Source organism: Neobacillus sp. K501 (assembly GCF_053749995.1).
This window is the reverse complement of record NZ_JBSLYA010000005.1, coordinates 67603-89439: the sequence shown is the minus strand read 5'-3', so window position 1 is coordinate 89439 and position 21837 is coordinate 67603. Positions and strand designations below refer to the sequence as shown.

At 36.9% G+C, this 21837-nt stretch carries 21 protein-coding genes; 11 read left to right on the top strand and 10 right to left on the bottom strand.

What is annotated here, in order from left to right; genetic code table 11:
* Positions 1-86: 86 nt before the first annotated feature.
* From ACWM35_RS13195 to ACWM35_RS13180, 4 genes are all read right to left on the bottom strand, one after another.
* Positions 87-881, bottom strand: a complete 795-nt coding sequence (locus ACWM35_RS13195; protein ID WP_454819138.1) for an ABC transporter ATP-binding protein — start codon at positions 879-881, stop codon at positions 87-89.
* The gene (locus tag ACWM35_RS13190; protein WP_454819137.1) at positions 856-1887 is read right to left on the bottom strand and encodes an ABC transporter permease; all 1032 of its coding nucleotides are present in this window, start codon (positions 1885-1887) and stop codon (positions 856-858) included. Before ACWM35_RS13190 ends, ACWM35_RS13195 begins: the two co-directional genes overlap by 26 nt.
* Positions 1888-1991: 104 nt before the next feature.
* A complete protein-coding gene (locus ACWM35_RS13185) occupies positions 1992-2987 on the bottom strand; it encodes an ABC transporter substrate binding protein (protein ID WP_454819136.1) in 996 nt (331 codons plus the stop codon).
* Between the two features lie 284 nt (positions 2988-3271).
* Entirely contained in the window at positions 3272-3400 is a 129-nt protein-coding gene (locus ACWM35_RS13180; RefSeq protein WP_454819134.1) for a hypothetical protein, read from the bottom strand.
* Between the two features lie 222 nt (positions 3401-3622).
* Here ACWM35_RS13180 and ACWM35_RS13175 point away from each other — a divergent pair, with 222 nt between their 5' ends.
* The 4 genes from ACWM35_RS13175 to ACWM35_RS13160 all read left to right on the top strand — a co-directional run bounded on the left by ACWM35_RS13175 (position 3623) and on the right by ACWM35_RS13160 (position 6497).
* On the top strand, positions 3623-4168 hold the full coding sequence (locus tag ACWM35_RS13175) for a cytochrome c oxidase subunit II (RefSeq protein ID WP_454819133.1): 546 nt from the start codon (positions 3623-3625) through the stop codon (positions 4166-4168).
* Positions 4161-5630, top strand: coding sequence for a cbb3-type cytochrome c oxidase subunit I (locus ACWM35_RS13170; RefSeq protein ID WP_454819131.1), 1470 nt, complete (start codon positions 4161-4163; stop codon positions 5628-5630). Before ACWM35_RS13175 ends, ACWM35_RS13170 begins: the two co-directional genes overlap by 8 nt.
* A gap of 158 nt (positions 5631-5788) precedes the next feature.
* Positions 5789-5890 (top strand): YjcZ family sporulation protein, encoded by a 102-nt coding sequence (locus tag ACWM35_RS13165; RefSeq protein WP_454819129.1) that lies wholly within the window; start codon positions 5789-5791, stop codon positions 5888-5890.
* Between the two features lie 130 nt (positions 5891-6020).
* Positions 6021-6497, top strand: a complete 477-nt coding sequence (locus ACWM35_RS13160; protein WP_454819127.1) for a hypothetical protein — start codon at positions 6021-6023, stop codon at positions 6495-6497.
* A gap of 61 nt (positions 6498-6558) precedes the next feature.
* Here ACWM35_RS13160 and ACWM35_RS13155 read toward each other — a convergent pair whose 3' ends face one another.
* A complete protein-coding gene (locus ACWM35_RS13155) occupies positions 6559-7074 on the bottom strand; it encodes an HD domain-containing protein (protein ID WP_454819125.1) in 516 nt (171 codons plus the stop codon).
* 128 nt (positions 7075-7202) lie between these two features.
* The gene (locus ACWM35_RS13150; protein WP_454819123.1) at positions 7203-9224 is read right to left on the bottom strand and encodes an LTA synthase family protein; all 2022 of its coding nucleotides are present in this window, start codon (positions 9222-9224) and stop codon (positions 7203-7205) included.
* 462 nt (positions 9225-9686) lie between these two features.
* Here ACWM35_RS13150 and ACWM35_RS13145 point away from each other — a divergent pair, with 462 nt between their 5' ends.
* Both ACWM35_RS13145 and ACWM35_RS13140 read left to right on the top strand, forming a co-directional pair.
* Positions 9687-9872, top strand: a complete 186-nt coding sequence (locus ACWM35_RS13145) for a hypothetical protein (RefSeq protein WP_454819121.1) — start codon at positions 9687-9689, stop codon at positions 9870-9872.
* A gap of 160 nt (positions 9873-10032) precedes the next feature.
* Positions 10033-10212 (top strand): small, acid-soluble spore protein, H family, encoded by a 180-nt coding sequence (locus ACWM35_RS13140; RefSeq protein WP_454819119.1) that lies wholly within the window; start codon positions 10033-10035, stop codon positions 10210-10212.
* A gap of 57 nt (positions 10213-10269) precedes the next feature.
* Here ACWM35_RS13140 and ACWM35_RS13135 read toward each other — a convergent pair whose 3' ends face one another.
* Positions 10270-11424 (bottom strand): acyl-CoA dehydrogenase family protein, encoded by a 1155-nt coding sequence (locus ACWM35_RS13135; protein WP_454819117.1) that lies wholly within the window; start codon positions 11422-11424, stop codon positions 10270-10272.
* 285 nt (positions 11425-11709) lie between these two features.
* Here ACWM35_RS13135 and ACWM35_RS13130 point away from each other — a divergent pair, with 285 nt between their 5' ends.
* Positions 11710-13215, top strand: a complete 1506-nt coding sequence (locus ACWM35_RS13130) for a nitrate/nitrite transporter (protein ID WP_454819115.1) — start codon at positions 11710-11712, stop codon at positions 13213-13215.
* Between the two features lie 223 nt (positions 13216-13438).
* Complete coding sequence (locus ACWM35_RS13125; RefSeq protein WP_454819113.1) at positions 13439-14740, top strand: NarK family nitrate/nitrite MFS transporter; 1302 nt, start codon at positions 13439-13441, stop codon at positions 14738-14740.
* A gap of 104 nt (positions 14741-14844) precedes the next feature.
* On the opposite strand, the gene ACWM35_RS13120 is transcribed toward ACWM35_RS13125, so the two are convergent.
* Positions 14845-15609 carry a 3D domain-containing protein gene (locus tag ACWM35_RS13120; RefSeq protein WP_454819111.1) on the bottom strand — a complete coding sequence of 255 codons (765 nt, stop codon included), beginning with the start codon at positions 15607-15609 and terminating at the stop codon, positions 14845-14847.
* Between the two features lie 186 nt (positions 15610-15795).
* A complete protein-coding gene (gene fdhF / locus ACWM35_RS13115) occupies positions 15796-17853 on the bottom strand; it encodes a formate dehydrogenase subunit alpha (RefSeq protein WP_454819109.1) in 2058 nt (685 codons plus the stop codon).
* A 449-nt stretch (positions 17854-18302) separates the two neighbouring features.
* Between fdhF and ACWM35_RS13110 the strand changes: the two genes are divergently transcribed.
* Positions 18303-18878 (top strand): hypothetical protein, encoded by a 576-nt coding sequence (locus ACWM35_RS13110; RefSeq protein ID WP_454819107.1) that lies wholly within the window; start codon positions 18303-18305, stop codon positions 18876-18878.
* Positions 18879-19000: 122 nt separating this feature from the next.
* Here the strand turns inward: ACWM35_RS13110 and ACWM35_RS13105 are convergent, their stop codons facing one another.
* The gene (locus ACWM35_RS13105; protein WP_454819106.1) at positions 19001-21160 is read right to left on the bottom strand and encodes a PAS domain S-box protein; all 2160 of its coding nucleotides are present in this window, start codon (positions 21158-21160) and stop codon (positions 19001-19003) included.
* A 297-nt stretch (positions 21161-21457) separates the two neighbouring features.
* Between ACWM35_RS13105 and yhfH (ACWM35_RS13100) the strand changes: the two genes are divergently transcribed.
* Together yhfH (ACWM35_RS13100) and yhfH (ACWM35_RS13095) are read left to right on the top strand one after the other, a co-directional pair.
* The gene (gene yhfH / locus ACWM35_RS13100; protein WP_454819104.1) at positions 21458-21592 is read left to right on the top strand and encodes a protein YhfH; all 135 of its coding nucleotides are present in this window, start codon (positions 21458-21460) and stop codon (positions 21590-21592) included.
* A 73-nt stretch (positions 21593-21665) separates the two neighbouring features.
* Positions 21666-21800, top strand: a complete 135-nt coding sequence (gene yhfH / locus ACWM35_RS13095; protein WP_454819102.1) for a protein YhfH — start codon at positions 21666-21668, stop codon at positions 21798-21800.
* Positions 21801-21837 lie beyond the last annotated feature (37 nt).

Genomic DNA, 21837 nt, shown 5'->3' with positions numbered 1-21837 from the left:
GTAGCCATTAAAGCTATAACGCTTTTAGGTAATGAAGATATATTATATTAAAAAAGAAACAGCCTATAGAAGACTGTTTCTTTTGTTTAGGATAAAATTGCTCGGTCACTGGCCATTTGAACGCCGCGGATTCTTTTGAATTCGTCTAACAGACCTTCGATAGTAAGGTTTTTCTTATTTTGCTCGTCAACTTCCAGGATGATTTGACCTTTATCCATCATAATTAATCGATTTCCAAGATCAATTGCTTGCTGCATATTATGAGTAACCATAAGCGTAGTAAGATTATATTTTGCCACGATTTCACGTGTTAGGTTGGTAATCAATTCCGCTCTGGATGGATCCAATGCAGCTGTATGTTCATCGAGAAGCAAAATAGCAGGCTCTGTGAAAGTTGCCATTAACAACGAAAGCGCTTGTCTTTCGCCTCCTGACAACAGACCTACCTTAGCACTTAGTCGGTTCTCTAGGCCAAGGTGTAATGATTCCAGAACCTCCCGAAAGTAGTCACGTCTTTTTTTCGTTACTCCTTTTCCTAAGGTTCTAGATTTATTTCGTGAATAAGCCATTGCTAAATTATCTTCAATCGTCATGCTTGGAGCTGTTCCTGCCATTGGATCCTGAAAAACGCGACCAATCATTTTCGAGCGCTTAAACTCAGACATATTGGTTACATTTTTTCCATCAATATAAACGTCACCAATATCCGGAAACAAAACACCAGAAATCATATTCATTAACGTCGATTTTCCAGCGCCATTACTTCCGATAACCGTTACAAAATCCCCTGGTTTCAATGACAAATTCACATGATCGATTGCTATTTTTTCATCAGGGGTTCCTTCATTAAAAATTTTATGAATCTGATTTAATTGCAGCATGAGTATCCTCCTTTCCTCTGCCAGAAGTTTGGAGTACATTCAGCTTCTCGAGCCTTCTTTTGGCTTTTCGCTTTTTCTCTTTATAATGATCGATGATTTTCGGCATTGTTAAGGCAATAATAACGATCAATGCCGTAATCAGCTTCATATCCCCTGGGTCAAGGAAATCGACCCTTAATGCTAACGTTACGACTATTCGGTAAATGATCGAGCCACCAATAACCGCAAGAGTTGCTCTTGCAATGGATTTCGTCCCAAACAGTGCTTCACCAATAATGACAGATGCTAAGCCAATGACAATCATCCCGATTCCCATACCAACATCCGCAAACCCACCCTGCTGGGCAATCAGGGCTCCAGAAAAGGCAACCAAGGCATTGGATATACCAAGACCTAGAATCGTTAAAAGATTTGTATTAGCCGACAAGCTTCGAATCATCCGCTTGTTATCACCCGTTGCTCGAATCGCAAGACCAATTTCGGTTTGTAAAAACAAATCTGTCAGTAGTTTAATGACAAGAGTAACGATCAACATAAAGAATAAAATTCCCCAAGTATCAGGGAGGCTGTCACCAAGACCTAACATGGTTAAAATATTATTGCAAAAGGAATCGATGCCGAGGTCCTCAAAGAATGTACTGATTTTTGTAAATGCCGTATCGGTATTCAATAAAGGAACATTCGATCTCTCCATGATTCTAAGATTAATAGAATAAAGAGCAATCATCATTAAAATACCAGAAAGTAAATTATTAATCTTTCCAAAAGTGTGAAGTAGCCCTGTCACACATCCTGCAGCGAAACCAGCAAACAGTGCCATGATGGTAGCAATAAAAGGATTGGTTCCATTCACAATCATTACTGCCGAAATAGCAGCACCTGTTACGAAGCTTCCATCCACCGTTAAATCGGGGAAATCGAGAATGCGAAAGGAAAGATAGACACCCAGTGCCATAATCGCATAGATGATACCTGCTTCAAATGATCCAAATATGGCTGTAAACATAGAGATCGTCCCTTCTTTTTAGTCCTATATCTCATATAAGAGCATAGTGTATGTACGAATCAAGGAGTCAACTAAAACAAGCCGACTCCCACTATTACTTATATCTATTCCTCGTAAAATTCACCAAGGTCTTTCCATTCGTCTTTCACCGTTAATCCTTGTGCTTCGGCGGCTTTTTTATTAATAACTAGAGCTAAGCTCTTTGGCAATTCAACTGGAATTTCAGAAGGCTTTTTATTTCCGCTTAAAATTTCAGCCGCCATTACCCCAGATTGATATCCAAGATCAAAATAGTCAAAGCCACTGGCAGCGACAGCACCTTTTTTCATTGAATCAAGCTCTCCAACGAAAAGCGGGATTTTTTTGCTGTTAGCAACTGAAATGACCGATTCAAGAGCAGATACAACTGTGTTATCAGTTGGAATATAAATCGCGTCGACACGGCCAACTAATGACTCAGCAGCCTGCTTTACTTCTGCAGTGGTTGAAACGGAAACCTCTACAAGCTTTGCACCTTTCTTCTCTGCTAATTCTTTTACTTCGTCCACTTGAACTACAGAATTCTGTTCACCTGAATTATAGATCACACCAATATTCTTTGCTTTCACTTCATCGGTGATAAAATTAATTGTTTTGGCTGTTCCTTCGGGATGGTTATCGGTTGTTCCGGTAATATTTTCTCCCGGTTCGTCAAATGCTTTGACTAATTCTGCTCCTACTGGGTCTGTAACGGATGTAAAAATAATCGGAATATCTTTTGTCGCATTTAATGCAGCCGTTGCACTAGGTGTCGCATTAGCGAAAATCAAATCTACTTTATCTCCGACAAAATTATCGGCAATTGTTTTCGTATTGTTCATATCTGCTTGGGCATTTTGTTCATCTGCTTCAAACTTAATACCTTTATCCTCTAACGCTTTTTTAAACCCCTCGGTTGCAGCATCTAATGAAGGGTGTTCCGCAAACTGGGTAATCCCAATTTTGAATACTTTTTCTCCCCCTTCTTTTTCCCCGCCTCCAGACGTTTCACTACTGCCACAGCCAGCAAGCATCAGCAGCCCAGCCAATGCTATTGATAGCCCTTTCACCTTCTTTTTCATTATGATAATCCCCCTCTGTTCCATTTTTAATTTTCCAAAAATTTATTATATTTTAAAAATTATTCTAGTATTTTTTCACCTTTAGGTCAATAGAATTACAAAAAAATATTTTTTTGCTTTAAAGCGACAAATTTTTTAACAAAAAGAAAACTCGCCGATTGGCGAGCCGTTAGGTGAAGACAGAGGCGTAATTGCACACATGCCTGATAGGAAAGTTATACAAAAAAACCTTCCTATTATTTAGCGAAGGTCTTTATATGACGAAATATATCTTTATATGTAAATTACCAATCACGAGTTCTCTCAAGCAATTGATCAATCTCAACCTGTTTCAATTTATTTCCATTCTTCTCAGATGTTAGATCTGCAGTAGATTCTAGTAGTTTATCAATATCAACGATTACAAGTCCCATAATCTAACCTCCATTGTTTATTTACTACAGAATTCGTACGCTGTTGATGTTGATTGGGGGTCAAATGAAAAATAATTTACTAGAAATTATTCTTGCACAAATTCAAACAGGGTATGATAAAATTCACTATTTTTTCACAAAGAGAGGATTAAAATGGAAGGTGGAATTAAATTGGGGGTTGGGGGACTTCCTATTTAATTAACAAAACTAGGGGGGATATATATGTACCAATCTATTGCCTGGTACACTACATTATTTCTCGTATTCCTACTTACTTTGGCATTTTCCTTTGTATATGGGGAATCGAGAAAATTAAAAGACTATGGACCTATTCAAGAAAAAGGCTACAAGATTCGAAAATTATATTTTCTTGGCCTCTTGGCCATTATGGGATTTGCAACAGCACTTTCTCTTAGCAAGCTTCCTTATCACAACCAGCACGCACAAGCTGAGGAACACAATAAAATTGTTGATGTTGTAGGACTTCAATTTGCTTGGGAATTAAGCGACGAAGAATTTACGGTTGGAGAAGAAGTTCAATTCCGTGTCACAAGTAAAGACGTGACTCATGGATTTGGCATTTATGACGAAAAGTTGCAGTTAATTGCACAAACACAGGCGATGCCCGAGTATACCAATACAGTGACGATCACTTTTGATAAACCTGGTACTTATAAAATTTTATGCTTAGAATATTGCAGTGTCGGTCATCATGTCATGATTAAAGATATTACGGTGTTGCCAAAAGGAGGAATGAACCATGATTAATAAAGCACGCAGCCTATCAAACAGAGGCGTTGCTTTATCCTTAATGGTCACCTCTGTCATACTTGTATTAATGATGATTTTCGGTGTCATCATGTTATTGAATCAAGGGAATGTGATTCAAATTTCACCTCAGCTATTCTATCAGATCATGACCATTCATGGAACTGGAATGATCGGTATTGCGGCGTTAGGTGGAAGCGCACTCATGTGGTACTTTTTATCGAAGCATATCCAATTAAACCCAAAGGTGTTTTTCGCCAATTTAATTTTGTCGTTAATTGGTGTTAGCATGATACTAATCGCCATTTTTGGCTTTAAATTCTCTGATGGCTGGACATTTCTATATCCGCTCCCTGCTTACTCAGCCAATATTTATGGTAAAATAGGTGCACTTTTATTTTTAAACGGGCTTTTATTGGTTGGTGTTGGTTATTTAGTGATGTACTTTTATTTAGCAGCAAGATTGATCAAAGAATACGGTGGATTAGGTAAGTCCCTTGGCTGGGATTATATTTTTAGAGGTAAAAAAGGATATGGACCTGCACCAGCTTCAGTCGCAACCACGATGGTGATTATTGCAAATTCTACAGGCGTTCTGGCAGGAGCATTTGTATTGGTGGCCTCGATCTTAAATATCCTGAATCCAGTAATAACCATTGATCCTATGCTGGCCAAACATCTTACCTATGCCTTTGGACATATCTTTGCAAACTGTACAATCTATATGGCTGTTATCGCTGTTTACGAAATTCTATCTGAATATACGGGACGTCCATGGAAATCAAATAAAGTCTTTTTAATAGCCTGGAACTGTTCCACTCTCTTTACTTTAATGATTTATACCCATCATCTTCTGATGGATTTTGCTGTGCCAAGATGGATGCTCATTATCGGTCAGGTATTTTCATATGCCAATGGCCTTCCTGTTATGGTTGTTACTGCCTATGGTGCATTAATGATTGTTTTCCGTTCCGCTATTAAATGGGACTTTGCTTCAAGCATGATGTTCTTATCGATGTTGGGCTGGGTTGCCGGAGCCGTACCAGCGATTATTGATGCGACCATTGTTGTAAACCATATTATGCATAATACAAAATGGGTACCAGGTCACTTCCATACCTATATGGGTATAGGCGTAATTGCGATGATTTTTGGCTTTATGTATTATTTTAATAAAACAGAAGGAACTCAAAAACAAAATAGCTATGATAATTTTGCGATATTCACCTATTTTGTCTTCTTCACCGGCTTAGTTGGATCTTTCCTCTATGCCGGAAAAATTAGCGCACCGCGCAGATGGGCTGAACATTTGCCTGAATGGACCGGAACTGACCAGGTGGGTGCCCTTTGTGGGATATTTATTGTCATATCAGCGATTATTTTCACGATCCGCTTTATTATCGGCTTAAAAAATACGGGGCAACAATCACCACCTTCAACCAATTATAAATCTGCCTCTTAATCCAAGGGAAAGATCAGTCATTTCATAATGACCAGGTCTTTCCCTTTTTTATTTACAGCCCTTTTTATAGTATTCGGTATTAATCATGTAAATCGTCCAATCTCTAGGACATGCTTTAACATACATTGAATTAGTATTATGGAGGAGGTGGGAAGAATATGGGCTACAGCGGCGGCAACAACAATAGTTTTGCGTTAATTGTTGTATTGTTTATCCTTTTAATTATTGTAGGAACTGCATTTTATGGTGGCGGTTATTAGTCACGATTGAACCTCTACGATTACCTCCTGTAAGCGCCAGCAATGGCGCTTATTTTCTTCAGAGATAATACTGTATCTTTAGCCTAAAAATCGGTATGATAATATTATTATGAAATAGTTGGAGGAAAAGATGCTTACATTTAATGAAAAACTGGCAATCATCGAGAAATTTACAGAGTTAGAACGAAAAAACGTATCCCTTGGTCGTTTAAACTTCCAGCTGCCACACAGCATATCTGACAAGAAAAATATCATTTATCATTTACATCCTAATGGGAATGGTTTTGTTTATGCCGGTTATCTGGAAAACTATGATACAGACGAAAAAGGAATGGTCAATATTCGTGATTTTTCAGCTGAAGAATTAAAAAAGTTGATTGAAGAATCCATCCAATCCTTGTCACCGATTGAAAAATCTGCAGCTGAATTAGCCATTATTGATAATCAACAGGAAGAACGCTGGGTAAATGAAGATAAGGATCATCTAATCCTCATCAATGAAAATGATACCTGGAATATATACTTTGGATTAAATCTTGATGCAACATTCGATACATATGAAGAAGCAGAAGAGTTTTTGAAAGAGGAAGGGTTTCATCGAGTTTAAGGCAAATGATTTTATCGAAACAAGCTGTGCACTCAAAGCACAGCTTGTTTATTATCTATGTTTAATAGGCTATTTCCTTATCAATCCATTCGTCTAAACGTTGGATGCTTTGTCTTGCTCGGTCGTATTCGATTTTGCGATAATGATGCATCCCCCCTTCTTCTTCATCCTTCTCATCCGCCCATTTTACGACTTGCTGAAGTGGTGTTCTGACAATATCATTTGAAGGTAAAAAGGAATCAGTATGAAAGAGAATGGCTAAGGCAATGGTTTTTGCTCTAATCGGATTTTCTCCAAGTCGTATTAATAACTTATGGGCTCTTTCAGCTCCTTTAATGGGATGAATGTCATTTTGCTTGTATAAATCATAATCCCATTTGCCATTTTTATACCAGGTGTAGTGGCCCATATCATGTAATAACCCGGCTTTAGCGGCAATATCCACGTCCAATTGGTGATCTTTTCCTAAATGAAAAGCATGATAAGCAACGGCGATCGCATGGGCAAGTCCCGATCGATTCAAGTATTTTTGTGCAATATGATGTTCAAAGATTTGAATTAACTTAACGTCTCTCATTCAAACTCCTCCTGCCCATGTATTTTTTATCAACCATTATATTATAAACATGTATCCAATTCTATATTTATGTAAAAAAATCAGACATAAAAAAAAAGGGAAGCTTTGATCTTCCCTCATTTAACGAATTAACCTTCAGTTGTTTCAGTTAATTCATCTGTTTCAGTTGAATCTTCTGTTTCTTTCGTTTCATCGGTTTCTTTCGAGTCTTTTGATTCCTTCTTTACCTTTGGTCCAATATATTCATAATCACGTGGATTAATCGGTGTATATCCTTCTGGTTGATAGAATCTTAATAGATCTTTATAAACGATTTCATCTGACATTTTAAGCTCAGTGTTGACTTTATCAGCAATCTCTTTACAAATATCTATTTTTTCTACCAATTCACCTGTATCAGTATTGTAACATTTACCTTTTACTTGAATTACTTCAGGAGTGACAAAGTCACCATTTCTAAATAAAGCCCAGTTACGATGAGTAGGAGAAAGTAAATCCGAACCAAATTCCATGTAATCTTTTGTATCAATACCTAATAAATGAAGTACTGTTGAACGAACGTCAACTTGGCCACCATATTGATGCTGGACGCTTCCTTTAACTCCAGGTACGTGAATGAACAATGGAACACGCTGCAACCCTGCGCTTATTGCCGGAGTCACTTCTTCAACCCCAAGCACCTTTGCCATTGCTTCATTATGGTTTTCAGATATTCCATAATGGTCACCATACATGACAACGATGGTATTCTCGTATAAACCTTCAGCCTTTAAGTCATTGAAGAATTGTTCAATTGCCTCATCCATATAGCGAGCGGACTGAAAATATTGGTCAACCACTTTATTTCCTGTATCACCCGCAGGGAAATCGGTATCCTCAGGATCCATTTCAAACGGGAAATGGTTTGAGAGCGTTAGGAACTTTGTATAGAAAGGCTGTGGCAGGCTTTTTAATAATGGCATTGACTCAGTAAAGAATGGCTTATCCTTTAAGCCATAGTTCTTTGTATCTTCTTCGCTCATATTGTAATATTCTGCATCAAAGAATTGATCATACCCTAAAGCTTTATACATAACGTTGCGATTCCAAAACGTTTTATAGTTACCATGGAAGGAAGCTGAATAATAACCTTGCCCTTTGAGTATCGCAGGCAATGCCTGATAGGTATTTTGCGCTTTATTCACGAAGACAGCACCTTGAGCCATTGGATAAAGACCGTTTTCCATTAAAAATTCAGCATCCGATGTTTTTCCCTGACCAGTTTGGTGGAAGAAATTATCGAAATAGAAAGCTTCCTCATTTTGAACCAAAGAATTTAAAAACGGAGTGACCTCCTGCCCATCCGGCATCTTATAATCAATGATAAAGCTTTGGAGTGATTCCATTGCAATATAAACAACGTTCATCCCCTTTGCTTTCCCAAAGTACTCAGGGTTCGCTGGTGAAAAAGTTGCTTTCCGATAGTTCTCTACTTCCGTTATATCACTGCTATCCGCAAGTGCACGCTGTCCTGAAGATTTGATGTTTTGAATAACATCATAAATGGTAAAATTATATGCTCCTAAATATTTCACCAAATAATTGCGATCAAAGGAACGGCTTAATAACTGCGGACGATCCTTTTCAGCCAACCCAAGGTTAAATAAAAAGACCGTAATCGAAAACAATAAAACAACCTTAAATGATTTTCTACTCTCTACGGTTACCTTTTTAAATACGGTCAATGCAAGGACTATTAAGACAAAAAAGTCCGTAAAATATAAAAAATCAAATGGCGACATTAACGATAGGGCACTGTCACCAAGTTGTCCCGCATTTGTTTTAGTTGACATAAGAACTGGAACCGTGATGAAATCACTAAAAAATCGATAATAGGCAATATTGGCATATAACAAAAAGGACAAAATGAAATTAGTGACAATCATCACAAGTTTCACGCGTTTTTTAAACAATAAAGCAAATCCGAAAAAGAAAAGTGCTGAGCTTAATGGGTTAATGAATAATAAAAACTTCTGTAAAGTATTATCGATTCCCAAGCTAAATTCAATTTGATAGGCTGCATAAGTTTTGATCCAAAATAAAACAACAGCAATCGCAAAAAAGGCAATATGTCCGCTATTTTGTATATTTGGAAATCTAAGCTTTTTCATTTTATAATTCTCCCCTCACTTACCAACGACTACGGTAAACGAACCTCAATTAATATATCATATTTCATCTAAAAACAAAATCAATAATTCTCTCTTTAATCATGGATTCGTTCGTCAATTTTCCCCAAAATTACGAAGGTTTTAATCACTTTAAACCTTTGGTTAATTAGATTTTTGCCGTCAATTTCTCTGAATAAATTAGGGACTCCTTAATATAAGACGAATCAACCCTAAATAAGTTTCATTAATTTCCTCTTACATTTATTACAGACTTTTGGATGGGGAATGATTTGTAAGTAATCATAACCCCCTGCATTCTAGTGTGCAATATGATATTAGTCTTATTCTTTAAAGATATAAGACAACCTTTAATTTTAGAAGTGTGTGTCAATAAGATTTTTTGAATAGTAATAATTATCATTGTGAAAGCTAAGTAAAAACTTATGAAAAGAGGATAATTGGATGCCACGAAAAAGACCTGAATTTATGAATAGTGCTTATTTTGTTGATGAACCAGGGAATTGGCATTTAAAACCAGGTGCACCTAAAGAACTACATGCTGAGTTTAATAATTATATTAAATCCCTTGAAGTCATTGATGAGCCTGGAACGATTAATGGGGTACACATCGACACATATAAACTTTGATCATGCACAATCTGTAAATAAAGAAAAGATCAGTAAGGGTTACATACTTTTTCATCTATATATAGAAGAGAGCGGTTACAAAATTAAATTGAAATGACACGGAATGAAAACAAAAGCCATGGTAAACAATATAACGACAATTTTTATGGGAGTGAAACGAATGAAGGAAAACCGAGTAAAACAAATTTTATCATCTTCTGCTGATATTGAGGTAAAATATAACGGCGCTTCGGTGTGGATTGATCAATTAAATGAGGATGGTAGAACGGCGACTGTTCACTTGCGAGGTCCGCTTGAAGAAAGAACTATTGTTGAAATTGATGAACTTGTCGAAGAGTAAACGCTAAAACCCACTTTTTACTTAAAGGTGGGTTTTAGCGTTCTATAAATTGCATAATTAAACTTTATATGGTTGAATCGCAGAATTTGCAAGGAGTTGAATGGTCATATCGTCCATTGGCGGGTTATGCAGTCCCGCCCGCACATCACGGTAATAACGTTGGAGGGGATTTTTGGCAGATAGGCTTTTTGCCCCCACAATTCTCATGGCAATGTCGACGACCGAAATTGCTTCATTGGTTACCGTTAATTTGGCTGCTCCCAAAATTGGCCCCATCTTTGCCCTCTCTATCTCATCTGCTTGATCCCATTGCTTAGCAGCTGAATATAAAATTGCCTCGGATTGTAAAATCTTTAATTCGATTTCACCAATTTTTTGTCTCACTCCCGCTAATTCAATAATGGGGCCGTTTAGACTGTTGGGTGAGTATTTTAATGCAAACTGTACTGCATACCTCTTTGCCGCTTTAGCAATTCCTAAATAACAAGCAGGAATATGGAGCAGCCAGCCATTCGGTTTTTTCCCCTCCGTCCCAAGCTTCTCGACAAAGTATTCGTCAGGAATACTTACATTATGAAGAATTAGATCATGACTTCCTGTACCTCGTAATGCAATACTGTCCCATGTCTCTTCAATCATAATGCCAGTAGCGGTCTTCGGAATTAGAAAGTTACCGACTTCATCCGAATTATCTATGCTTGCACTCACAATAAAAAAGTCAAGGACTGGTGCCATGGTTGTGAATGTTTTTCTTCCAGTAATTACCCAACCATCCCCTTTTTTTACTGCCTTAGTTTCAGGTTTTCCTCCACGTGTTGGGCTTCCAGTTCCTGGCTCAGTCGCTGCACTATTGATTAACGAGCCCTTTTGTACATCATTACAAATCATTTCAAAAATGGGCTCTTTCCATGTCTGTTTTTCTGCCAAATTTTTAATGATCCCCATATGCCAACCAATTGACAAAGCGGTTGAACCATCACCCTCAGCAATTATTTCTTGAAAGCGGAGCATTTCATATAAAGAGATTTCCTGTCCTCCATATTTTTCAGGAACGGTTAAGGATGTATATCCGCTATCTTTTAATTCTTGGATATTTTCATAGGGAAAGCTCCCTTCCACATCATTTTGATGGGCCCTTAACAAAAATTGATTCGAAAGTGTTGTCATTAATTCCAATTGGTCTTTAAAATAATTTTTTTCCTGAAAAGTCATTTTAACTCACCTATCCTTTAATACCAGTATAAATAAGGTTGATATTTTTTTGTAGAAAAAGGATGCAAAAGAAGGTATTTAAGGTGTGCAGGCCGCTAACCATACCTTCCACTTAAATTTTTTCGAATTTATTACAGATTTGTGGCAAAACTCACTGTCTAAAGAAGATAATTCATTTATACTATTTGAAGGAAAATTTACCAATAGAAAGTAGCAAGATAAAAATGTCTTTTTTATCCTGCCATTAGGAGATACTACAATTAAAGGTAATCAAGGGGGATTTGGATGAATCAAGGAACAAGACAATTATTTGTTCAAACAGCCAGCCTGGTAGCTGGTTTTATGGTCTGGGTACTTATTTCGTCACTTATGCCATATATTCAAACCGATATTAAGCTATCATCAACTGAAATCGCTTGGGCTACAGCCATACCTGTCATCCTTGGATCACTCTTGCGTGTTCCAATTGGATTTTGGACGAATCGATACGGTGCTAGAATACTATTTACGATAAGTTTTATCATTCTCCTCATTCCAATTGCGATTATTGGTTATGCCAATTCTTTATTCATGCTGGTTTTGGGAGGATTTTTCCTTGGTGTTGGCGGTGCAGTGTTTTCAATCGGTGTTACGTCCCTTCCAAAATACTATCCAAAAGAAAAGCATGGGTTTATAAATGGAATTTATGGAGCAGGAAATATTGGTACAGCGATTACTTCATTTTCTGCACCTGTTTTAGCCGATGCATTTGGCTGGAGAACCGCTATTCAGATATTCCTAATAGTCATTATCATTTTTGCACTCTTAAACTTTGTCTTAGGTGATCGGCAGGAACAAAAAACGAAGGTTCTATTTAAAGAACAATTCAAAGCAGTATATAAGAATCCGAAACTGTGGTTTTTAAGTTTATTTTATTTCATTACATTTGGTTCGTTTGTTGCATTCACGATATATTTGCCATCCTTTTTAGTGAATCATTTTCAATTAGATAAAGTTGACGCAGGCTTCCGTACCGCTGGTTTCATTGCAATCGCAACTATTATCCGTCCAATCGGCGGATGGCTCGGTGACAAAATCAATCCGTTTCTTATCTTAATCGGCGTATTCACAGGACTTACTTTCGCCGGTTTTCTTTTGTCGTTTACACCCTCATTACCAATTTATTCATTCGGCTGCCTATTAGTTGCTTTTTGTGCAGGGATTGGGAATGGTGCCATCTTTAAATTAGTTCCGTTGTACTTTTCAAAACAAGCTGGTATTGTGAACGGTATTGTCGCAGCAATGGGTGGTCTGGGTGGATTCTTCCCTCCTATCATATTAACCATTCTATTTAATTGGACTGGACATTACGCAATCGGTTTTATGTCATTATCTGAATTTTCTCTGGCAAGCTTAATATTAGTTGTATGGCTCTTCTATCAGGAAAAGTTAGAAATATCAGCGAAAATTGTTAAATATGCCTCAGATGGAATTACCGTCACGGATTCTAATGGAATCATTCAAAGTGTTAATCCTGCTTTCACGAGAATTACAGGTTACACACCTGAAGAAGTGATTGGAAAAACTCCAAGTGTTCTTCAATCTGGGGAACATAACAATGAATTTTACAAAGATATGTGGAACAGTTTACTTACAAAAGGCCATTGGGAAGGCTTCATTTGGAATAAACGGAAAAGTGGAGAAATATACAAAGAATGGTTATCCATAACGGCCATTAAGGATGATCTTGGAGAAACGAAAAACTACATTGGCATGTTTAACGAAATACTTGAAGATTCATCAAAAAAATGATTCTTAGACTTTCTCATCAGAAGGTCTATTTTTTTTTGCAAAAACAGATGTCTTAGTGCAAAATATTACAACTTTTTGACTTTCAGCCTGAGTTCACAGTTCCTTCACTATTTTTGTGACGAACGTCACAAAAATCATGTTAACATCTGATTTATAGTAACAACATAAACAACAACAACTTTGAAAAAAGATTAAAATAAACAGGAAATAGGGAGAGATTAAAATGGCACGAATTAATTATTGGAAACCTGAGGATGAGACGTTCTGGAAAACAGAAGGTAAAAAACATGCACAACGAAATTTATGGATCTCTGTACCATCATTAATGCTTGCTTTTATCGTTTGGCAAATTTGGTCAGTGGTAGCAGTTCGCCTTAACGATATTGGCTTCAGCTTTACCAATGAACAATTATTTACTTTAGCTGCAATCCCAGGTCTTGTGGGTGCGACCCTTCGCTTTGTTTATACCTTTGCTGTCGGGACCATCGGCGGTAAAAACTGGACAGTTATTTCCACAGCCGTTTTAGCGATTCCGGCAATCGGTATTGGTATTGCTGTTCAAAATCCTGACACTTCTTACACTACTATGCTAATACTTGCAGCACTTTGTGGTCTTGGCGGCGGAAACTTTTCATCTTCATCTGCTAATATCAGCTTTTTCTTCCCACAAAAAGAAAAAGGTACAGCACTTGGTATTAACGGTGGTTTAGGAAATATGGGTGTATCTGTTGTTCAATTCGTAACACCATTAATTATTACAACTGGAGCTTTTGCTTTTGCTGGAAAAGGTCAAGTTTTAGCTAATGGTCAAGAGGTTTGGTTACAAAATGCAGCGTTTATCTGGGTTATTCCAATTATTATCATGACACTACTTGCTATGTTCAAAATGGATAATGTTCCAGGAGCAAAGCAATCTGTATCAGCTCAATTTGTCATCGTAAAACGTAAACATACTTGGATTATGACTGTTTTATATATTGCAACTTTCGGTTCATTCATTGGTTATTCAGCAGCATTTCCGCTTTTATTAAAAGCTCAATTTCCAGAACATATTTCACTTGCCTTCTTAGGAGCATTAGTCGCTGCTGCAGCAAGACCTGTTGGTGGTTGGCTTGCCGATAAACTAGGCGGTGCAAGAGTAACAGCTTATGTATTTGTTGTCATGACCATTGGCGCACTAGGTGTTGTTTACTTCTTAAATTTAAATCAGTTTGCTGGATTCTTAATGGCATTCTTGGTTTTATTCTTGGCAGCAGGGATTGGATCTGGATCTACGTTCCAAATGATTCCGAATATTTTCATTCCGAAAGAAGCAGCACCTGTAATTGGTTTTACTGCAGCATTTGCAGCTTATGGTTCATTCTTAATTCCAAAGCTTTTCGGCTGGTCTGTTAATACTACAGGCAGTTATGTTACAGCATTCTATTTCTTCATTGGCTTCTACGTCATCGCATTTGCATTAAACTGGTATTTCTATCAAAGAAAAACAACCGTTGCAACTCAAACAGTAAAACAAGCCGGGTAACCTCCGGCTTGTTTTTTATTGTCCTGCCAAATTTGCTTTGCATCTATCTATTCAACATTGATTTTTTACACAGCTATAAAAAAAACTGCCCAACTGTCGGCAGTTTAGTTTATGATTTTGACTTCTACTTGTTTTTTACCCCAATTTAAAGCGTCTTGCTGTTCAGGGATGAATACATCGATTTTGTTTCCTTTAATAGCACCGCCTGTATCAGCAGCTGTCGCGTAACCATAACCTTCAACATAGACTTTACTGCCTAATGGAATAACCGAAGGATCAACCGCAATCACCTTTTGATCAGGATTTTCCAAAATATTAACACCAGTCGCTGTTATACCTGAACATCCCTCACATGTAGCCGTGTATGCAGTTGCTGTTACGGTAAGTTCCTTGCTTTCCTCTTCTACTTGTGTGGATTCTGTGTCAGGTTGAGGTGTTTCCGTTGTTTCGATTGCAGCATATTCTGTATGATTTTCTGCTTCTTGAACTTCTGTTTTATTGGATAACTCTCCAGCTTCTGCAGAATCTGCTACCTCGCTTATTTCAATCTCCAAACCTGGTTGAATAACATCTGAACTGAGGCTGTTCTCCTCTTTAATCTTTTCCACTGAAACTTGGTGATCAACTGCTATATCTGATAAAGTATCCCCTGGCTCGACCGTATAATGTTTTACTTCCGGTTCAGCTGAAACTTCTACTTTCTGTACCACTTCTGTCTCTTTATCTAATTTAGTTTCTACTGCTATCTTTTTGGTGGATGATTCTTTCCCTAGTGAATCTCTATTTTCACTAACCTCTTTTGCTAATGCATTAGCACTTACAGTGACAGAGAGTGCAGCAACTGCCATGAATATTTTTAATTTATTCATATTAATACCTCCTGTGTTCTTTCGTCGCTAACTTTGTCCATCTTAACATGGATAAGCTCAAATCAAAGAACAGGGAGATGAAGATTGGTTTACATCTAAATTAATTATATTACAATAACATTTCTAGTTTACTTACAATTTAGAAACGAAACAAAAAGGCAAGGGTTGTAATCCCTGCCTAAAAAATCATATTCGAGTTATCGCTACCGCACACGCCTTATACTCAGCCGTACCGGATATAGGATCATACTCATTTAAAGTCAAAACATTTGTCGGTGTTTCACTCCAATGAAAGCTCATAAACACAAGTCCAGGAACAACTTGCTCGGTTAATTTTGCTTTTACGTTAAGCTCTCCCCTTCGTGAGCGAACATGAACCATGTCGCCATCCTTAATCCCAAGTGCTAATGCATCATCTGGGTGGATATCCAGGGTTTCTTCTGTCTGTTTCACTTTTACTCCTTGAGCATAATATCGTGTTTGGGTGTGAGTATTATATGATTCATACCGTCTACCAGTCGTGAGTGTAAAAGGGTACTTTTCATCAGGAAGCTCCAACGGTGGAGTAAAATCTACCGGAACAAATGGAGCCTTTCTTCCATCATTATCTTCATGATGGAACTGCTCGTGCAGCACGAATGTACCAGGATGGTTCTCATTTGGACATGGGTAATGGATACTATATTCTTTTTCAAGCCTTGCATAGGAAATGCCTCCATACATCTCCCAAGCAACTCTTCTTACCTCATCCCAAATTTCCTCACTGTTAGAATAGTTCATTGGATAACCCATCAATGTAGAAAGTTCACAAAGGATTACCCAGTCCTCTTTCACATTAGGCTCTGGTTCAACTGCTTTTCGAACCCGTTGAATTCTTCGGTCAGTATTTGTATAAGTCCCATCCACCTCTCCCCAAGAACTAGCAGGAAGCACGACATCGGCCATTTGTGCTGTTTCTGTGAGGAAAATATCTTGGACCACTAGCAAATCTAATTTTTCCATTAGCTTTTTCGTATGATTCATATGAACATCAGCAAGCAACGGATTTTCACCTATTACATAAAGAGCCTTCAATTCACCTGCTTCCAGCCTGTCAAAGGTTCTCGTTTGGGTATCACCTGCATGAGGATTCAAGGTAACATTCCATTCTTTTTCATACCTCTCTCTAAATTCATCATTTGTCAAACTCATTGCCCCTGCTAATTGGTTAGGAAGGCAGCCCATATCACCAGCACCTTGGACATTGTTCTGACCTCTAAGCGGCATAATTCCCGCTCCTTGCTTGCCAATATTCCCTGTTAGTAAAGCCAGATTGGCAATATCAAAGACATTATTAACACCACAGTGATGTTCCGTAATTCCCAGTGTGTAGGCAATCATTGCTCCGCTAGCATCGGCATATTCTCTTGCCGTTGCGAAGATATCTTCTTCTTTTAATCCCGTTATTTTTGAGGCATATTCAGGAGTAAATCGTTCCACCTTTTCTTTTAACGATTCAAAATCAATTGTAAATTTCTGAATAAATTCTTGGTTATATAGGTTTTCTTTTATAATGATCCGAAGGAAAGCATTAATTAGCGCAATATCAGTACCAACATTGATTTGGAGGTGTCGATGCGCAAACTTAACCATATCAATTTTTCTCGGGTCAATGACAATAACCTTAAGTCCTGATTTAATTGCCTTCTTTATCCGATTTGCAATGATTGGATGTGCCTCAGTTATATTGGACCCCATGAGGAGCAATACTTCCGCTCTATCAAAGTCTTCCAGTGTATTAGTAGGGAAACCGTTTCCAAAAACAGTTGCCAGACCGGCAACGCTTGGGGCGTGTCAGGTTCGGTTACATCCATCGATATTATTACTCCCGATGACAGCCCTCATGAATTTTTGCGTAATGAAGTTCGATTCGTTTGTCGTTCTTGCGCAGGCAAACATCGAAATGGCATTAGGTCCCCAAGTATTCTTTATATTGGATAATTGATCAGCAATAAATTGATAAGCTACATCCCAAGTGGTTTCTACTAATTTTCCGGCCTTTTTTATTAATGGAGTTGTTAATCTTTTGTTAGAATGTACATATTCATATGCAAAAGCACCTTTTACACAGGTTTGTCCCTTATTAACAGGGGCATCCTTATCCCCGCGTATTTTCATGATTCGATTATTTTGGACCTCAAGGACTAGTCCACACCCTGTACCACAATAACCGCATATTGTTTTCACTACATTTGCTTCGCCCATTCTTTCCCCTCCAAAATAAACTTTATTTCATATATTATATTAATCTATAAAACAAGAAATTAGCTTACCTTTCATTAAAATTTTTTGAAATTAAAATAAAAAAACGAGAGAATTAGCTCTAACGGGTTCCGTTGAAGGGGAGAAACAATATAATTAGCATAATAATTAGAAGACCAATTCGCATAGCAATTTGGTCTCTTTTTTTGCCCATAAATGTTGATTTAAAGACATTTCCTCTTCAAATTAGCAGTAGTTTTAGCACAACAATTTTTCGTTGACTAATAATTATTAGTCGGTGTCTAATTTGTATGCTAAAATACCTACTGAAATATATGTTAATTTATTTAGGATTAGGGATTACCACCAATAAGTTGAAATAAAATACAGTTATTCTTAACTTTCAGTAACAAGTAACTTAATGAGGGGGAATAAATTTGGAGACACCGAAATTGTTTACAACAATTTTGAGCAAACCCGAAATAGTTGATAATCTTATTGAATACTATGACTTTGAAGTGATTGAGCCTAATTCAGATACAGAAGAATTTTATTTTAAGATAGATGAAAAAGCTACGATTCTTGCTCAAGACGCGTCGGGTGGAATTTTTGTATTAATTGGTTCTGGTGAAGTTGAAAAGCTCCCGGTTATATATATTGATTCAGAAGGACAGGCTGGAAAGGTCGGGAAAAGTTTTAATGGTTTTATTTCAATAATGTTGGCTTGTCCGTACTGGCGTGATTTATTAAAGTTCTCTGGTAATGGACAAATTTCAGAAATGATGAAGGCACAACCATTTTTAGAAGCGGAAATGGTTGAGGATTACCCTGGGATAGCGGACATTAAGGGTAAAGTTATATCTCAACTTTTAATCGAAGAATTGTTCCATACGGTAGAAACATTATATGAGTCAATGATTTCTCAACCTCAAATTTCTGTTTACTCACTCGAAGGGGATAAGTATGATTCACTATTTAACTCATTCGTTGTAGCAGATAATCCACAATGGAAGAACAAAATTAAATAATGATGATAATTCCTATGTAAATTAGTACAAAAAAAGAGGTGCGAATCGCACCTCCTTTATTAATGTTATTTTAGTTGTTTCTCCCTCTGAACGGAACCCGTTAGAATTAGCTCTCCCGTTTTTTATGCTGGTTTTGCTGGTAATAGAATATTGAAAGTTGTTCCTTTATTCGGTTCACTCTCAACAAATACTTTCCCATTATGATTTTCGATAATCTTAAAACTAACCATTAATCCTAAACCATTTCCATTTTTCTTTGTGGTATAAAATGGTTCTCCGAGCCTTTTCAATTTTTCTTCAGGAATGCCTATACCAGTATCCTGTATCGAGATTTGCACATTGTTATTCTGAATCATTGTTCTAATACGCAATTCACCGCCATTCGGCATTGCTTCAATTCCGTTTTTAATGAAATTTAAGAATACCTGTTTTAAACGGTTTTCGTCACATTCAATTTGAATAATTTCATGCTCACAATCAAAAGAAAGCCGAACATGCCTCTTTCTAGCCTCAAATTCCAACAAAGAAACTACATTTTTAATGACAGGAACAACATTCATTTCTTCTAATTCAATCATTTTTGGCTTTGCTAATACCATGAAATCTTCCACAATCGTATTAACCCGTTCAATTTCATCGAGAATAATATTCATAAACTCTAAGCGTTCCGGATCTTTTTCATCTAGCGTTAGGAATTCTGCATAACCTTTCATGGATGTTAGAGGGTTTCGAATTTCATGGGCAACACCTGCCGCTAATTGACCTACAGCCGCAAGTTTATCCTGGCGGTGGAGCGTTTCTTCTGTTTTCTTACGTTCTGTTATATCATTTCTAATTGCTACATACTGATACGGCTTACCATGCTCATTCAAAAATGGAACAATCGTTGTATCCACCCAATAGAGTGTCCCATCCTTAGCCTGATTTCGTATTTCACCTTTCCATACCCTTCCCTGACCAATGGTTCTCCATAAGTCTTTAAAGTACTCCCTCGAATGATATCCAGAATTTAAGATGCTGTGGTCTTTACCAATAATTTCTTCACGACTGTACTTTGAAATTTCACAGAATTTATCATTGACACTTGTAATAATCCCCTTCGCATCAGTAAAGGCAACAATCGTAGATTGGTCAAGAGCAAATCGAATATCTGTATTATCTTTAATCGATTCTTTCAAGTGAACTTCTTGTCTTTTCCGATCAGAAATATCCGTTCTTATCGCAACATATTGATATGGTTTACCTTTTTTATTCAAAAACGGCACAATCGTAGTATCTACCCAGTATGTCGAGCCATCTTTTGCTCTATTGCAAATTTCCCCTTTCCAAACTGAGCCTTGGCCGATTGTACGCCATAATTCTTGAAAGAACTCTTTTGAATGGAGACCCGAATTTAAAATTCGGTGATCCTGACCCAATAATTCATCACGACTATATTTTGAAATTTCTTCAAATTTTTCGTTCACAAAAGTGATTTTTCCTTTCGGATCCGTCATCGCGACAATGGCAGAAGCATCAAGAGCTGCTCTGATATCCTTTAAGTTTGTATCCGATTCAACCAGAAGTTTTCCAATCATATTACTAGAGGCAATTAATCCACCAATGATTAAAACCGTGATAAATAATACTAAATATATAAGAAATGCATTTTCATTTCCAGAAACAATCTGTTGATTTTGGGTAGAAATTAATGTTGAACCTCTTTTTAATAGAAAATGTCCTTCAGCAATTGTACCGGACATTATTAGTGCACTAATCGGTTTTAACCAAGTATGACTCCCGTTTAATTGGCTTTTAGTAGAAAAAAGAATCCATAAAGAAAAGAAAAAGGAGCCAAAAATCAAGACACCTGAGAAAATAAAGAGAAAAAGATTATATTCAAGTGATAAGTTCATCGCATAAATACTGATAAAATGAATGGCATAAACAGAAATGGTTAAAAATGAACTGCCAGTTAAAAGATGAATAAAGTGAATTGTTTTATTAAAAAAAGGAAAAAATGCCATTGCTGAAAAAGCAATTGTGATTAAAATAGATAACACGGTTAACGGGATTTGGTAACTTGAAAAACGATCGTTATCAGCAGCAATGATACCGATAAAATTCATAATCCAGATTGCCAATCCTATCGCGATTGAGCCGCCAAGATACAATAGTCTACTATTTTTTTTAGAATTCTTAATTAAAGTAAACATATCTAAACCAGTATAGGAGGCCATGATCGTTAAACCAATAGCAATAAATATCAAAAATGGATGAAAAGTTACTGATACTGTATCCATTTACAGCACCCCTCCAATTGTTACAATTCTGTGTCTCATTTGATTGTAAAGGAATTTTGCAAGTTATGGAAGCATTAATAATAGGAATATTGACCCATTAATTAGAGAGTTATATTTAGCAGGTTGCATTTATTTTTATTTATCGGTTCAAACTAAACTGAGATGGGATAAATGTATCATTTTAGAAAAAATTTATTTTTTTTTCAAAAAAGTCTACACAAATCCCTTTTTTTTGATTATACTGTACTACAACAGACAAGAACTTAATAAACTGTATTAAATAAGGAGGAGTCCAAAATGTTAATGAGTCCGGTTGAATTTTTCCGTAATCTCCCAAAGAAGGAATGTCCTGAGTGTGGTCAACACATTGACGAACAAGCTGAAAGTTATTTAATCGAATGTGATCGCTGTTTAGCAAAAAAAGAAGAATAAGCCATTTTTTGTACTATCTGTACTACAACAATTATTATATTTTCGTTCTGTATTGAAAAAGGAGGAATATGAAATGTTAATGAGCCCTGTAGAATTTTTCCGTAACCTGCCAAAAAAAGAATGTCCGGAATGTGGTCAGCACATGGAAGAACAAGCAGAAAGCTACCTAATGGAATGCGACCGTTGTTTAGCCAAAAGAGAAGAATAACCACTAAAACTCTCCATTATGGAGAGTTTTTTCTTTG

Bases quoted from the DNA above. Each gene is read 5' to 3' on its own strand.
- ACWM35_RS13120 (WP_454819111.1), bottom strand. From the start codon at position 15,609: ATGAATAAATTAAAAATATTCATGGCAGTTGCTGCACTCTCTGTCACT.
- ACWM35_RS13150 (WP_454819123.1), bottom strand. From the start codon at position 9,224: ATGAAAAAGCTTAGATTTCCAAATATACAAAATAGCGGACATATTGCC.
- ACWM35_RS13175 (WP_454819133.1), top strand. From the start codon at position 3,623: ATGTACCAATCTATTGCCTGGTACACTACATTATTTCTCGTATTCCTA.
- ACWM35_RS13155 (WP_454819125.1), bottom strand. From the start codon at position 7,074: ATGAGAGACGTTAAGTTAATTCAAATCTTTGAACATCATATTGCACAA.
- ACWM35_RS13105 (WP_454819106.1), bottom strand. From the start codon at position 21,160: ATGGATACAGTATCAGTAACTTTTCATCCATTTTTGATATTTATTGCT.
- ACWM35_RS13135 (WP_454819117.1), bottom strand. From the start codon at position 11,424: ATGACTTTTCAGGAAAAAAATTATTTTAAAGACCAATTGGAATTAATG.
- ACWM35_RS13195 (WP_454819138.1), bottom strand. From the start codon at position 881: ATGCTGCAATTAAATCAGATTCATAAAATTTTTAATGAAGGAACCCCT.
- ACWM35_RS13130 (WP_454819115.1), top strand. From the start codon at position 11,710: ATGAATCAAGGAACAAGACAATTATTTGTTCAAACAGCCAGCCTGGTA.
- ACWM35_RS13145 (WP_454819121.1), top strand. From the start codon at position 9,687: ATGCCACGAAAAAGACCTGAATTTATGAATAGTGCTTATTTTGTTGAT.
- ACWM35_RS13140 (WP_454819119.1), top strand. From the start codon at position 10,033: ATGAAGGAAAACCGAGTAAAACAAATTTTATCATCTTCTGCTGATATT.
- ACWM35_RS13160 (WP_454819127.1), top strand. From the start codon at position 6,021: ATGCTTACATTTAATGAAAAACTGGCAATCATCGAGAAATTTACAGAG.
- yhfH (WP_454819104.1), top strand. From the start codon at position 21,458: ATGTTAATGAGTCCGGTTGAATTTTTCCGTAATCTCCCAAAGAAGGAA.
- yhfH (WP_454819102.1), top strand. From the start codon at position 21,666: ATGTTAATGAGCCCTGTAGAATTTTTCCGTAACCTGCCAAAAAAAGAA.
- ACWM35_RS13165 (WP_454819129.1), top strand. From the start codon at position 5,789: ATGGGCTACAGCGGCGGCAACAACAATAGTTTTGCGTTAATTGTTGTA.
- ACWM35_RS13190 (WP_454819137.1), bottom strand. From the start codon at position 1,887: ATGTTTACAGCCATATTTGGATCATTTGAAGCAGGTATCATCTATGCG.
- ACWM35_RS13180 (WP_454819134.1), bottom strand. From the start codon at position 3,400: ATGGGACTTGTAATCGTTGATATTGATAAACTACTAGAATCTACTGCA.
- ACWM35_RS13170 (WP_454819131.1), top strand. From the start codon at position 4,161: ATGATTAATAAAGCACGCAGCCTATCAAACAGAGGCGTTGCTTTATCC.
- ACWM35_RS13125 (WP_454819113.1), top strand. From the start codon at position 13,439: ATGGCACGAATTAATTATTGGAAACCTGAGGATGAGACGTTCTGGAAA.
- ACWM35_RS13185 (WP_454819136.1), bottom strand. From the start codon at position 2,987: ATGAAAAAGAAGGTGAAAGGGCTATCAATAGCATTGGCTGGGCTGCTG.